At 55.5% G+C, this 13,799-nt stretch carries 13 protein-coding genes and 1 riboswitch; of the genes, 6 read left to right on the top strand and 7 right to left on the bottom strand.

Going from position 1 to position 13,799, the window contains the following annotated elements; translation table 11 throughout:
- Positions 1–107: 107 nt before the first annotated feature.
- Positions 108–761, bottom strand: a complete 654-nt coding sequence (ribB, locus tag PGR10_RS11030; protein ID WP_015703517.1) for a 3,4-dihydroxy-2-butanone-4-phosphate synthase — start codon at positions 759–761, stop codon at positions 108–110.
- Between the two features lie 105 nt (positions 762–866).
- Positions 867–1,018, bottom strand: a riboswitch (FMN riboswitch).
- A 127-nt stretch (positions 1,019–1,145) separates the two neighbouring features.
- Here ribB and ubiK point away from each other — a divergent pair.
- Positions 1,146–1,415, top strand: a complete 270-nt coding sequence (gene ubiK / locus PGR10_RS11025) for a ubiquinone biosynthesis accessory factor UbiK (protein ID WP_015369643.1) — start codon at positions 1,146–1,148, stop codon at positions 1,413–1,415.
- 193 nt (positions 1,416–1,608) lie between these two features.
- Here ubiK and glgS read toward each other — a convergent pair whose 3' ends face one another.
- Complete coding sequence (glgS, locus tag PGR10_RS11020) at positions 1,609–1,806, bottom strand: cell surface composition regulator GlgS (RefSeq protein WP_087859826.1); 198 nt, start codon at positions 1,804–1,806, stop codon at positions 1,609–1,611.
- Between glgS and PGR10_RS11015 the strand changes: the two genes are divergently transcribed.
- From PGR10_RS11015 to PGR10_RS11005, 3 genes are all read left to right on the top strand, one after another.
- A complete protein-coding gene (locus tag PGR10_RS11015) occupies positions 1,798–1,938 on the top strand; it encodes a hypothetical protein (RefSeq protein WP_183269116.1) in 141 nt (46 codons plus the stop codon). The genes glgS and PGR10_RS11015 overlap by 9 nt on opposite strands.
- A 240-nt stretch (positions 1,939–2,178) precedes the next feature.
- Positions 2,179–2,808 carry an OB-fold-containig protein gene (locus PGR10_RS11010; RefSeq protein ID WP_430923467.1) on the top strand — a complete coding sequence of 210 codons (630 nt, stop codon included), beginning with the start codon at positions 2,179–2,181 and terminating at the stop codon, positions 2,806–2,808.
- 20 nt (positions 2,809–2,828) lie between these two features.
- Positions 2,829–4,553: a flotillin family protein gene (locus tag PGR10_RS11005; RefSeq protein ID WP_259678471.1), complete on the top strand. Its 1,725-nt coding sequence runs from the start codon at positions 2,829–2,831 to the stop codon at positions 4,551–4,553.
- A gap of 90 nt (positions 4,554–4,643) precedes the next feature.
- Here the strand turns inward: PGR10_RS11005 and hldE are convergent, their stop codons facing one another.
- From hldE to PGR10_RS10990, 3 genes are read right to left on the bottom strand one after another with little or no spacing between them, the layout of a single operon-like run.
- Complete coding sequence (hldE, locus tag PGR10_RS11000; RefSeq protein ID WP_015369639.1) at positions 4,644–6,077, bottom strand: bifunctional D-glycero-beta-D-manno-heptose-7-phosphate kinase/D-glycero-beta-D-manno-heptose 1-phosphate adenylyltransferase HldE; 1,434 nt, start codon at positions 6,075–6,077, stop codon at positions 4,644–4,646.
- Positions 6,078–6,135: 58 nt separating this feature from the next.
- On the bottom strand, positions 6,136–8,973 hold the full coding sequence (gene glnE / locus PGR10_RS10995; protein ID WP_430923639.1) for a bifunctional [glutamate--ammonia ligase]-adenylyl-L-tyrosine phosphorylase/[glutamate--ammonia-ligase] adenylyltransferase: 2,838 nt from the start codon (positions 8,971–8,973) through the stop codon (positions 6,136–6,138).
- A gap of 21 nt (positions 8,974–8,994) precedes the next feature.
- Entirely contained in the window at positions 8,995–10,290 is a 1,296-nt protein-coding gene (locus PGR10_RS10990) for an inorganic triphosphatase (RefSeq protein WP_213793606.1), read from the bottom strand.
- Between the two features lie 212 nt (positions 10,291–10,502).
- On the opposite strand from PGR10_RS10990, the gene PGR10_RS10985 reads away from it, so the two are divergent.
- Together PGR10_RS10985 and PGR10_RS10980 are read left to right on the top strand one after the other, a co-directional pair.
- Positions 10,503–11,123: a TIGR04211 family SH3 domain-containing protein gene (locus tag PGR10_RS10985; protein ID WP_087859830.1), complete on the top strand. Its 621-nt coding sequence runs from the start codon at positions 10,503–10,505 to the stop codon at positions 11,121–11,123.
- A gap of 61 nt (positions 11,124–11,184) precedes the next feature.
- The gene (locus PGR10_RS10980; RefSeq protein ID WP_213793607.1) at positions 11,185–12,426 is read left to right on the top strand and encodes a multifunctional CCA addition/repair protein; all 1,242 of its coding nucleotides are present in this window, start codon (positions 11,185–11,187) and stop codon (positions 12,424–12,426) included.
- Between the two features lie 11 nt (positions 12,427–12,437).
- Here the strand turns inward: PGR10_RS10980 and bacA are convergent, their stop codons facing one another.
- Positions 12,438–13,259 (bottom strand): undecaprenyl-diphosphate phosphatase, encoded by an 822-nt coding sequence (gene bacA, locus PGR10_RS10975; RefSeq protein ID WP_087859832.1) that lies wholly within the window; start codon positions 13,257–13,259, stop codon positions 12,438–12,440.
- A 69-nt stretch (positions 13,260–13,328) separates the two neighbouring features.
- A complete protein-coding gene (gene folB, locus PGR10_RS10970) occupies positions 13,329–13,712 on the bottom strand; it encodes a bifunctional dihydroneopterin aldolase/7,8-dihydroneopterin epimerase (protein WP_020077905.1) in 384 nt (127 codons plus the stop codon).
- Positions 13,713–13,799 lie beyond the last annotated feature (87 nt).

Below are 13,799 nucleotides of genomic sequence, written 5' to 3'. Positions count from 1 at the left end.
TGAAGGTGAAAAATATCTTCCATTTACCCGCAGAGAAAGCATATTAGCTCGCCCCAGAAACAACAAAGCCCACCGTAACGTGGGCTTGTCATCAAAGCAGCGGCAACTTAGCTGGCTTTGCGATCGTGCTCGCGGCGGTAAGCCACCAGGTCTTCAATGGTGACCACGGCCATGTTGTGCTGCTGAGCGAACTTGATGCACTCCGGCGCGCGCGCCATGGTGCCATCGTCGTTAGTCAGTTCACAGAGAACGCCTGCCGGTTTAAAGCCCGCAAGGGTCACCAGGTCGATGGTCGCTTCAGTGTGGCCGCCGCGGGTCATTACGCCGCCTGGCTGCGCGCGCAGCGGGAAGACGTGGCCCGGACGGTTGAGATCGGAAGGTTTCGCGCCATCGGCAATGGCGGCGCGCACGGTCGTGATGCGGTCAGCGGCGGATACGCCGGTGGTTACGCCTTCTGCCGCTTCGATGGTCACGGTAAAGCCGGTACCGTAGGCGCTGGTGTTGTTCTCCACCATCATCGGCAGGTCAAGCTGCTTGCGGCGGTCTTCGGTCAGGCACAGGCAGACAATGCCGCTGCCGTGACGAATGGTCAGCGCCATTTGCTCAACGGTCATGGTTTCGGCGGCGAAGATCATATCGCCTTCGTTTTCACGGTCTTCATCATCAAGCACCATCACACCGCGGCCTTCGCGCAGTGCGTCTAAAGCGTGTTCCACACGTTCAAAAGCGGTACCAAAAGAAGAAAGGAGCGTCTGATTCATGGTAAAAAAACCTCATTAAAATTATGGTTACCAGAATCAGGGCAGTCTTAGGAGTGCCGGTTTAGCGGCAAAAGTCAACGCAAGCGGATCGTAATCCGACTGAGCCGTTACTCTCTCCCATCCGGACTTTAACCGTCGGCCCCGGAATTACACCGGATCTGCTGACCTTCCCGTTTTCACAGGAAGCGCTCGCGGGCTTTCAACGCATAGGTTGATTTACCGCCGGTGGGGAATTTCGCCCCGCCCTGAGAATAAGCGAGATAACTATAACGCCATTAACTATCTTCATCAATGGCTACTCGCTATACATCTGACATTTGTGGTTTATAGGCGCTCCCGTTCGCACTACAATGAACGGTAACTAGACCAGCGCAGGAATCCGCCATGATTGACCCGAAAAAAATTGAACAAATCGCCCGCCAGGTCCATGAATCGATGCCGAAAGGCCTTCGCGATCTTGGAGATGACGTAGAAAAGAAAATCCGCCAGGTACTGCAATCGCAGTTAACTCGCCTGGATTTGGTCAGCCGCGAAGAGTTCGATGTGCAAACACAGGTTCTGCTGCGCACCCGCGAAAAGCTGGCTTTACTTGAGCAGCGCATTAGCGATCTGGAAAGCCGCTCAGCTGCCCCGAAGAGCGAAGAACAGCAATAAAAAACGGGCCTGATGGCCCGTTTGAGATTGATGACAAATCTCATGCAACCTTTGCACTTACAGATTGCAGCAGATGAAAAACATGGAAAATCAATTTATTGATTTTCGGCTGATAACCACAAAGAAGGAAAAACCACGCTTTTTCCTTCTTTGTCAGCAGTCTGACGGGCCTGATGGCCCGTTTTCATTTGGCTTAGTGCTCTAGCTCGGCCGTGCTATTCACCTGGCGACAATAAAGCTCATAGCGCTGGCAAAACCATTCACGATGTTCCTCATCCATATTGCCGACAATAGCCTGAAGATCAACCGAGTGGCCCTGTGCGTGCATCCTGGCGAAACTACGTGCCAGAAAATCGAAGTTCTTCATAGAATACATATCGTTATGGTTCATCCGCATACTCCTTCAGCCGTTGGCGTTCTGATTGGTCATATGCCTTTTACTAGCTTCAGTATTTACGCTTACCTTAACGTAATTTGTACGAAAAATGCGCTTAACCAGATTATTTATTGCGCTAAATCATAAACACCATCATTAGATCTAAAAATGTGATCTCACGCTCTGTTGCGGGTTTCCTCACATTCTGTCGACGCCCCCCCCTCTGACACCATTCAGCACAATAATTTATGCCACTAAATATTTTCCTAAATATAAAAAACACGATGAGTAATGACGTTATGATCTATTTTATTTTCCAGTTTATTGATAAAGTTAATTGCGGCGATTAGGTTTTTATTTGCAATACTTCCGTGAATAAGGAGAGCCATGGATTTACTTTCCGAATACAACAACCCTTATCTATTTGCTTTATCATTTGTCATAATGATTGGATTGTTAGAAATCATCTCTCTTATTTTTGGACATCTATTATCCACCGTTATTGATGCTCACTTGATTCATTTCGAATCGTTATCCTCCGGCAATATAGGACAGGCACTTCATTATCTAAATATAGGGCGAATTCCGGCGCTGATTGTTCTCTGCCTGCTCGCGGGTTATTTTGCTTTTTTTGGGATCATCGCCCAACACGTAACGGTCAACCTCACCCACTCACCTTTGAGTAATATGCTGTTAGCCCCTATCTGCTTGTTGTTAGCAGGTATCGCAGTACATTACACAGGAAAGACGATCGCCCCCTGGCTGCCTCGGGATGAAACGACGGCAATGACGGAAGATGATTTTATTGGCAACATGGCAATTATCACCGGCCATAGTGCTAAACATGGTTGGCCATGCGAAGGGAAATTCACCGATAAATTTGGCCAAACGCATTACTTATTACTGGAGCCAGAGGAAGGCAAAGAGTTTAAAAAAGGGGATCGCGTTCTTATCGTTCTCAGGCTGACCCCAACACGGTTCCTGGCCGAACTGAATCCCTGGCCACATATTTTATAATATAAAAAGGAGATTTTTTCATGGATAGCTTGAGCAATTTATTGCCCTCGTGGATGTTTACTTCCGGCATCGCGGTAATAATCCTATTAATCATCGGTATTATTTTCGCCAGACTCTATCGTCGGGCTTCAGCAGAACAAGCATTTGTCCGGACAGGGCTTGGCGGGTTAAAAGTGGTAATGAGCGGCGGGGCTATCTCAATGCCTATTTTCCACGAAATCATTCCGATCAATATGAACACGCTGAAACTTGAGGTTAGCCGTTCCAGCGCCGATAGCCTTATCACCAAGGATCGCATGCGCGTGGATGTCGTCGTCGCCTTCTTCGTCAGAGTGAAGCCCTCCGAGGAAGGCATCGCGACGGCGGCGCAAACGCTGGGCCAGCGTACATTATCACCGGAGGATCTGCGCATTTTGGTCGAGGATAAATTCGTTGATGCCCTGCGCGCTACGGCAGCGCAGATGACCATGCATGAGTTACAAGATACCCGTGAAAACTTTGTGCAGGGTGTGCAAAACACCGTTGCCGAGGACTTATCCAAAAACGGCCTGGAATTAGAAAGCGTCTCGTTAACCAACTTCAACCAAACGTCCAAAGAACATTTCAATCCCAATAACGCCTTTGATGCCGAGGGCTTAACGAAACTCACTCAGGAGACGGAACGCCGTCGGCGCGAACGTAATGAAGTTGAGCAAGACGTTGAAGTCGCTGTGCGGGAAAAAAACCGCGATGCGCTGGCGCGTAAACTCGAGATTGAACAACAAGAATCCTTCATGACGCTTGAGCAGGAACAGCAGGTGAAAACCCGTACCGCTGAGCAAAACGCTAAAATTGCCGCCTTTGAAGCTGAACGCCACCGTGAAGCTGAGCAAACGCGTATCCAGGCTGAGCGTCAGATCCAGGAAAGCGAAATTGAACGTGAGCAGATTGTGCGCACGAAAAAAGTGGAAGCCGAGCGGGAAATCCGCATTAAAGAAATTGAGCAACAGCAAGCGACGGAAATTGCAAACCAGACGAAGTCTATCGCCATCGCCGCAAAATCAGAACAGCAGTCTCAGGCGGAAGCGCGGGCTAACGAAGCATTAGCCGCTGCCGTTAAAGCGCAGCAAAATGTTGAAACCACGCGACAGACCGCGGAAGCCGACCGTGCAAAACAGGTTGCATTAATCGCCGCCGCGCAGGATGCAGAAACTCAGGCCGTCGAATTAACCGTACGGGCAAAAGCGGAAAAAGAGGCCGCTGAGCTGCAGGCAGCGGCCATCGTCGAACTGGCGGAGGCAACCAAGAAAAAAGGTCTGGCGGAAGCTGAAGCGCAACGCGCGCTCAACGATGCCATTAACGTATTGTCCGATGAGCAAACCAGCCTGAAGTTCAAACTGGCGCTGCTGCAATCGCTGCCAGCGGTTATCGAGAAATCTGTTGAACCGATGAAATCGATCGAAGGTATCAAGATTATTCAGGTCGACGGTCTCAACCGCAGCGGAAGTGCGGAAAATACCGGCGTAAGCGCAAGCGGCGGCAATCTGGCAGAGCAGGCCCTATCGGCGGCGCTAACCTACCGCGCCCAGGCGCCGCTAATTGATTCACTGCTAAATGAAGTTGGCCTTTCAGGATCTTCTTTAGCTTCGCTGGCAGCGCCATTAACCGCGTCGATACCCGAAACCGCGCCGACAAACGAAGCAACGCACTTCATTGCCGTTCCGCAAAATCAACCCTCTCAGCCATCTACGATCCCGGCCGAATAAAAAGCGCCCCCTATAACGGGGGCGCTTTATGCCAAACCCGGCGACGTTATCGTCCCGGGTTTAACCTTTATCAACCATAAGACAAGGCGATTACTTATCGCTATCTTTCTGAATCTTCTTGATAATATTGGTTGTCGAGCAGCCATCTTCAAAGTTGAGCACCAGCACTTCTCCGCCGTTGGCCCATACCTCTTCGCTGCCGGCAATTTGCTCCGGCTTGTAATCGCCGCCTTTCACCAGCAGATCCGGCAGGATCCCGGCAATCAGCCGCTGCGGAGTATCTTCTTCAAATGACACCACCCAGTCGACCGCTTCCAGCGCTCCCAGCACGATCATCCGCTGTTCCAGCGGGTTAACCGGGCGGGTTTCACCTTTCAGACGTTTGGTTGAGGCATCGCTGTTGACGGCGACGATCAGTCGATCGCCCAGCTTGCGCGCATTGGCCAGATACGAGACGTGGCCCGCGTGCAGAATGTCAAAGACGCCGTTGGTCATCACCACTTTTTCGCCACGCTTACGCGCCGCGGCAACCGCCTGTTTCAGCTCTTCTTCGCTCATCACGCCAAACCCGGTATCGGCACGCCCGCGCACCGCATTTTCCAGCTCGATTGGCGAAACGGTGGAAGTCCCCAGCTTGCCAACCACCACACCGGCCGCGGCGTTAGCGAAATAGCAGGCCTCTTCCAGCGTGTTGCCCGCCGCCAGCGTCGCCGCCAGCACGCCGATAACCGTGTCGCCTGCGCCGGTGACGTCATACACTTCCTGCGCCTGGGTCGGCATATGCAGCGGCGGACGACCCGGCTGCAGCAGCGTCATACCCTGCTCGGAGCGCGTTACCAGCAGTGCGGAAAGCTCGAAGTCAGCGATGATTTTCATCCCGCGTTCGACGATTTCTGCTTCATCCTTACACTTTCCGGCGACCGCTTCGAATTCAGACAGGTTCGGCGTCAGCAGCGTTGCCCCGCGGTAGCGTTCAAATTCAGTGCCTTTCGGATCAATCAGCACCGGAACGCCAGCATCACGCGCCAGCTTAATCATGGTCTGCACGCTGGCCAGCGCGCCTTTCGCGTAGTCTGACAGCACCAGCGCGCCGATTGAACCCAGCGCCTGCTGAATACGTTCATGCATCGGCTGTGGATCGACCCCGGAGAAGCCCTCTTCAAAATCGAGGCGGATCAGCTGCTGGTTGCGCGACAGCACGCGCAGTTTGGTGATGGTCGGATGCGTCGGTACCGACACGAAATCACACTTCACTTTTACGTCAGCCAGCGCTTTGCTAAGCGCGCGTGCGGCATCGTCGATACCGGTCAGGCCGACCAGACGAGAAGTCGCGCCGAGCGAAGCAATGTTCATCGCCACGTTAGCCGCGCCGCCAGGGCGTTCTTCGATATTTTCCACCTTCACCACCGGCACCGGGGCTTCCGGGGAAATACGGCTGGTAGGGCCATACCAGTAGCGGTCCAGCATCACATCGCCTACCACCAACACTCCTGCACGTTCAAACTCTGGCAGCGTTACTTTCATTACTCTCTCCTGCGAGATGCAAACTTTGCGCGCGATAATAGCACACCCGATTTGTTAATTAAGCCATCAACCACTTCTGCCAGCTGGCGCTCACCTGCTGGCGTTCACCGTCAAAGGCATCCGGCGCAACGTGGCCCGGCTGCTCCTGCAGCGCCAGATGGTGCAACGCATCGCGTAGCGTGGTGTAGGCATGGGTAAGCGCCCGCGCTTCTTCCTCATCCATGATGTCGTTCTGCGCCAGCAGTTCCAGAATACGCACATTATCGGACCAGCGCGTCAGCTTCGGCTTTTCATGCGCGTAGCGCAGCACCAGGTACTGGGTGATAAATTCAATATCGGTGATCCCGCCGGCATCGGCTTTGATATCAAAGCGATCGCGCTGCTTATTGCCGAGATGGGCGCGCATCTTTTCCCGCATCTCACGTACTTCGGTTTGCAGCGTCGCGCCTTCACGCGGAGTGGTCAGGATATCGCGGCGGATCGCATCGAAGCGCGCCTGCAGCGCCGGGTCGCCATACACCACCCGGGCGCGAACCAGCGCCTGATGTTCCCAGGTCCAGGCTTCATTGCGCTGATAATCGGCGAAGGCGTCGGCGGTAGTCACCAGCATGCCCGCCGCGCCGGATGGACGTAAGCGAGCGTCCACTTCATACAAGATGCCCGACGAGGTGCGGGTGCTGAAAAGATGCATGATCCGCTGGGCAAGGCGCAGATAGAACTGGCGGCCATCGATTTCTCGCTCGCCGTCGGTCATCACCTCCATTGGACAGTCGTGGAGGAAGACCAGGTCGAGGTCGGAACTATAACCCAGCTCCCAACCGCCGAGTTTACCGTAACCTACTACCGCAAAACCGCGTCCCTGACGGTCGCGCAGATGGGTCGGCTGGCCGTAGCGGGCGACCATCTGTAGCCACGCCTGCTGAACTACCGCATCGATCATCGCCTCGGCAAGCCAGGTTAAGTGATCGCTCACTTTCATCACCGGTAGCGTGCCGGCAATATCGGCGGCGGCGATGTGCAACAATTGCGCCTGTTTAAACTGACGCAGCGCTTCCAGCTGCTGTTCTTCGTCTTCTTCCGGCACGCGCAGCAAATACTGGCGCAGCTCGTCGCGGTACGCATCGGTCGCCGTCGGTTGATAAAGCGTGTTCGGATCCAGCAGTTCGTCCAGCAGCAGCGGGTGGCGCGCCAGCTGACTGGCAACCATCGGCGAAGCGGCGCACAGGCTAATCAAGTGTTTTAACGCGCCGGGGAATTCGCTGAGCAGCTCCAGATAGGTGGTACGGGTGACGATTCCGGTCAGCAACGGGGTGATTCGCGCCAGCGGCAGCGGCGCATCCGCCCGCGAGCAGACCTCGCTGAGCAGATGCGGCATCAGCTGGTCGAGTACCTGCCGCCCGCGTGGGCCGATGGTGCGCCGGTCGAGCTCTTTGCGAAAATCAGCGATCAGCGCCAGCACGCTGCGCCGATCGTTGTCGTCAAGATGCGCCAGCGCCGGCGTAGTGTCGTCTTCTTCCAGCGCGTCCTGCCACAGTTCGCGCCAGTACTCTTCCAGTTGTTCATCCGGCGATTGCGCCTCGTCGTCGCCGATAAGCTCGTTAAAGACGCGACGCACGCGGCACATCTGCTCTTCAAGCTGTGCGCTGAGCGTCTGCCAGTCGGCGACGCGCATCCCCCACGCCAGACGCGCGCGGTTAAGCTCATCCTGCGGCAGGGTTTGGGTTTGCTCGTCGTTAATGCTCTGCAGCAGGTTTTCGAGACGGCGCAGGAATAGGTAGGCTTCGCGCAGCTGGGCGGCATCGCCTTCCGGCAACAAATGCAGCTCGTCAATCGCCGCCAGCGTCGGCAACAGAGCGCGCTGCTGCAAGGCCGGTTCGCGACCGCCGCGGATCAGCTGGAAAACCTGAACGATAAATTCAATTTCGCGGATGCCGCCCGCGCCAAGCTTGATGTTGTCTGTCAGGCCGCGGCGGCGCACTTCACGGGCGATCATCCCTTTCATATTACGCAGTGACTGAATAACGCTAAAATCGATGTAGCGGCGGAAGACGAACGGACGCAGCATGGCGCGCAGTTCGTTGGCGTGCTCGCCGTCGTTATCGCCCATGATCCGCGCCTTTACCATCGCGTAACGCTCCCAGTCGCGCCCCTGCTCCTGGTAATAATCCTCCAGCGCCGCAAAGCTCAACACCAGCGGGCCGCTGTCGCCAAATGGTCGCAGACGCATATCCACGCGGTAGACGAAACCATCCTGCGTCGGCTGATCGAGTACTTTGATTAACCGCTGGCCCAGACGGGTAAAGAACTGGCCGTTATCCAGCTCGCGACGCCCGCCCTGGGTGGCGCCGTGTTCCGGCCAGGCAAAAATCAGGTCGATATCGGAAGAGAAGTTAAGCTCGCCGCCGCCCAATTTCCCCATGCCCAGGATCATTAGCGGCTGCGCTTCGCCCTGCGCATTGCACGGCGTCCCCCACTCCCGGCAGCAGGCGGCGTACAGCCAGTCGCGGGCGGCGACGATTAAGGTCTCCGCCAGGGCGCTGAGCTGCTGCAAACTGCTCTCTTCGCTCACCAGCAGCAGCGCCTGCGCCCAGGCGATACGCACCATTATCCGGCGGCGGAACTGGCGTAGCTCGCGCATCAGCGCGGCCTCGTCAGTCACGTTTTGTAGCTGTTCCGCCAGCCAGTCGCCGTAATGGCGCCATTCGTCGGCCTGCGGCGGCGCGCTTTCCAGTTCAGCCAGCCACTGCGGCTGAGCGACCAGACTCTGTTCAACAAACTCGCTGAACGTCATCACCGACTGCGCCTGCGAACTTAACGTTTGCAGGGGAAAATCTGCCGGAAGCCGGTTTACAACCGTCTGCCAGTGCTGCTGTAACTGCGAAGAAAGCGCCATTATAGGGGTCTCCCTGGCCTGAAATTATCGTTTTCCACTATGCAGCCAGAATGGTTCCGCGGCCAGCGCCTGACGACGGAAATATTCGATGACGCTGCGGTCATTGTTCTCGATAGCGCGGCGCACCTCTTGCCAGTTTTCCAGCCAGGCCTCGGCGACCTCGGCATAGGCGCTGGAAAGCAATTGAATACTGTCGATCTCGCGCGCCAGACGCGTGAGCCGATCGCTATAGTCGTCCTGCGTCTGCTGGAAGTTGCTTTTCAGATCCGCCGCGGCTCGCGACAGCTGAATATCGGCAAAGCGTTTGAACGAACCGGCGATTTTCTTTTGCCCCGCGTCGTTGAGGAACGAACGCCAACCGCGGGTAACCAGCCATTCGGTCAGCAGCAGTTTGGCGCCAACCGTGGCGCGGTTGAACAACGCCGCTTCGGCTTTCTCCGCTCCGTCCAGCGCCGCTTCGGCCTCAGTGAGCGATTCACGCAACTGTACGGTGGCTTTTCGCGGCACAATGCCGCCAAACAGCACCAGCGCATGGCGTACGCGAGCCATCGCCCGCTGGATTTCACGTTTAGCGGCCGCGTTGCCCCGGTTCCAGACTTCATCATGATAGAGCCAGTGCGCCAGCGCGCTTTCCAGCGCCGCTTCCAGCCCCTGCTCGACGCTGGCTTTGGCCGCCACGCCTACTACCGTTAACGGTTTAACCGGGCGCGCTTCGTTGCCCTGCGCCAGCTGATAGCCACGCGCCGCTTTACTCAGGCTGCCCTGGCGCAATACGCCGGTTGCCAGTAAACGTCGCGCCAGCGCCAGAATGTCGGCGGTATCGCCGCTCAACAGCTCAAGCTCCAGTTCGCAAATGGCTTCCTGATGCTCACCGGCTTTGACGTCGCCAAGGTCAAGAGCTATCTCAATCTGGCTATCGCCCTCTTTCACCACCCATTTTTCACGGAGGAAATCAGTGCTAAACAGCGGCTGCACATTTTGCGCCAGTTCTGCCGGCAATTGCCCCTGCGGCCAGACTTCAGCCGGCAGCTTATCCAGCGCCAGCTCAGCTTTTTCCAGCGGAATATTGTATTCCGGACGCTGATGCAAACCGCCCACCACCCGACCGGCAATTTTCAGCGTCATTTCATAGCGCTCCCGATCGCCGCGGATCCGCAAGCCCATGTCGTGACGACGCAGCCAGTTATCGGCGGTTTCGTAGTAAATATTCAGCAGTTGACCTGCCGGTGTGTGCTTCGCGTCCAGCGTATTGAGATGCTGGCGCAGCGCCTCAACGCCGTCGTGGGCAACGATAAACTTCAGTTCGATTTCTTGAGCCATGGCTGAATTCTTCCACCTGATAAGCGTCGCCGGGAAAATGCGGCGAACTAATGACGATATTTTTTGTCAGTAAATAGTATTTTGCGGCGAATCGCCATGCAATGCGCATTTGCCAGCTGCATTTGGATGATTCCGATTGTGGCGGAAAACTTTGCGTCGCTCTGGCGATGCCACTACTATCGTTCAACTTTTTATGACCAAACGATGACCTGATGCCAAAATTACGCCTTATTACCTTTACATTGCTAGCGCTTAGCGCCGCTACGGCGGTTCACGCAGAAGAAAAGCGCTACGTTTCCGATGAGCTGAACACCTGGGTTCGCAGCGGTCCTGGCGATAACTATCGTCTGGTCGGCACCATTAACGCCGGCGAAGCCGTCGACGTTCTGCAAACCAATGACAGCACGAATTACGCGCAGGTACGCGACAGCAACGGCCGTACCGCCTGGATCCCGCTGAAAGAGCTGAGCAACGAGCCCAGCCTGCGCATTCGCGTGCCGGATCTGGAAAATCAGGTCAAAACGCTGACCGACAAGCTGAACAACATTGACGCCACCTGGAACCAGCGTACCGCCGACATGCAGAAAAAAGTCGCCGGTAGCGATGGCGCGATCAACGCTCTGAAAGAAGAGAACCAAAAGCTGAAAAACGAGCTGGTTGTCGCTCAGAAGAAGGTGAACGCGGCGAATCTGCAGCTTGATGATAAACAGCGCACCATTATCATGCAGTGGTTTATGTACGGCGGCGGCGTGCTTGGCGTCGGTCTGATCCTTGGTCTGGTGCTGCCGCATCTGGTACCGAGCCGCAAGCGTAAAGACCGGTGGATGAACTAATTCGTCTTCTCTGCCAGACTTACGTATCATCTTGCGAAAAGTCGATGCGGGAGAAACAGGCGTGAAGATTTATTTGGTCGGTGGTGCGGTACGAGATGCGTTATTAGGACTACCGGTCAAAGACAGAGACTGGGTGGTGGTTGGCGCCACGCCCCAGCAGTTGCTCGACGCGGGCTACCAGCAGGTAGGCCGCGATTTTCCCGTGTTTCTTCACCCGCAAAGCCGTGAAGAGTACGCCCTCGCGCGTACCGAACGTAAATCCGGTTCCGGCTATACCGGTTTCACCTGTTATGCCGCCGCTGACGTCACCCTTGAGCAAGATCTTCTGCGCCGCGATCTCACCATTAACGCGCTGGCTCAGGACACTGACGGTCAGATTTACGACCCATATGGCGGCCAGGCCGATTTACGCCAGCGCCTGCTGCGCCACGTCTCCCCAGCCTTTAGCGAAGATCCGCTACGCGTACTGCGCGTCGCGCGTTTTGCCGCACGCTATGCCCATCTCGGTTTTCGCATTGCCGATGAAACCATGGCGCTGATGCGCGCGATGGCGGACGCCGGCGAACTGGCGCATTTAACCGCGGAGCGGGTATGGAAAGAGACGGAGAACGCGCTTAGCACCCGTAACCCGCAGGTCTTTTTCCAGACCCTGCGCGACTGCCACGCGCTGAAGGTTCTGTTCCCGGAAATCGACGCCCTGTACGGTGTACCCGCGCCGGCCAAATGGCATCCGGAAATCGATACCGGCGTACACACCCTGATGACGCTCACCATGGCGGCGATGCTATCGCCGGCCATCGACGTCCGTTTCGCCACCCTGTGCCACGATCTTGGTAAAGGTTTAACGCCCAAAGAGTTCTGGCCGCGCCACCACGGCCACGGCCCGGCGGGGGTAAAGCTGGTGGAACAGATTTGCCAGCGCCTGCGGGTGCCGAACGATATCCGCGATCTGGCCAGACTAGTCGCCGAATTCCACGATCTGATCCACACCCTGCCGATTCTGCAGCCAAAAACCATCGTGAAGCTGTTTGATAGCATCGATGCCTGGCGCAAGCCGCAGCGTGTACAGCAAATCGCCCTCACCAGCGAGGCCGACGTGCGCGGGCGTACCGGTTTTGAGTCCTGTGATTATCCGCAGGGGCGCCTGCTGCTTGAAGCCTGGGAAGTGGCGCAGTCGGTCTCCACTAAAAAAGTCGTAGCGGAAGGTTTCAAAGGACCGGAGATTCGCGAAGAGCTGACGCGGCGCAGAATTGCGGCCGTGGGGCAGTGGAAAGAACAACGTTGCCCCCAGCCGCAAGGCTGAGGGCCTGGGCCTTAGAAGAAGACCACGTAGACGGCTGCCGCGACGATAAAGCGGTAGATTGCAAACGGAATAAACGAAATACGTTTAATCAGCTGCAGGAAGGTTTTAATCGCAATCAGCGCCACGATGAACGCCATGATAAAACCGACGGCGAACATCGGAATATCCCCGGCGTTAAGGAAGCCGATGCTCTTGTAGACGTCCAGCACGGTGGCGCCCATCATCATCGGCACCGCCAGCAGGAAAGAGAACTCGGATGCCGCATAGCGGCTAACGCCCATCAGCATACCGCCGGAAATGGTCGCCCCGGAGCGAGAGAAGCCAGGCCACAGCGCCAGACACTGGAAGCAGCCGATGGCGAACGCCTGACGATAGGTCATATCGTCAATCCCCACCGCGCGCGGTTGTTTCGGTTTGAACAGTTCCGCCGCGATCAGCAGGAAGCCGCCGACAATCAGCGCGTACATTACGTTAACCGGGTTAAACAGCGATTTAATCAGGTCATGGAACACCAGCCCCAGTACCACAGCCGGGATCATGCCTAACAGGATATGAATCAACGACAGACGCCCGCTGCCTTCGCCTTCATGCACCGGCGGGCGGCCAAAATGAATGCCGATCAGGCCAAACAGACGACGCCAGAACACCACGACGACCGCGAGAATAGATCCTAATTGAATTACGACTTCAAAAGTATTGGCGGTATCCCCTTCAAAGCCAAGGAGATGACCAACAATAATCATATGTCCCGTACTGGAAACCGGTAAAAACTCCGTCAACCCTTCAACCACACCCAAAATTGCCGCTATCAGCAGCGAGTGTAAATCGCCCATTCAATAAACCCTTAAAAGAAAAAGTAAAATTAAAATCCAGGCACTAAGACCGGTATAAAACAAATTTGTTTAAACATTATGACGAGAAACGTTTTGTTTCAGATTACTGCCACGTTCAATGATTACGCCAACGTTGGCCGCACGAGCCACCGCGCCAGGCTTGCTGACTTTAATCCGCACCCACGGAGAATTAAATTTTTGCAGCAGGAGATCGGCTATCTCTTCCGCCACCCGCTCGACCAGCGCAAAACGCCCGCCCTCGACGTGGTTGATAACCAACTCGCTGATATCAGCATAGCTCAGGCAATCGCTAACATCGTCGCTGGCGGCCGCTTTGCGGTTATCCCACGCCATTTCGATATCGAACACTAACTTCTGTTCGATGGTCTGTTCCCAGTCGTAAACACCGATAGTGGTGATTACCGAAAGTTGCTCTATAAATACAATATCCATCACGACCTGCCTGCTTTTTGGCTAAACCGGATACCACTTCCGGCGAATTATGCGTATTATCCACAGATGCAAAGACATCCCCTAAAG

Origin of the sequence: Klebsiella sp. 141198, from assembly GCF_050600785.1 — a bacterium.
Taxonomy (GTDB): Bacteria; Pseudomonadota; Gammaproteobacteria; order Enterobacterales; family Enterobacteriaceae; genus Klebsiella; species Klebsiella aerogenes.
Note: the sequence above shows the minus strand (reverse complement) of the source record. Positions and strands in the feature narration are given on the sequence as shown.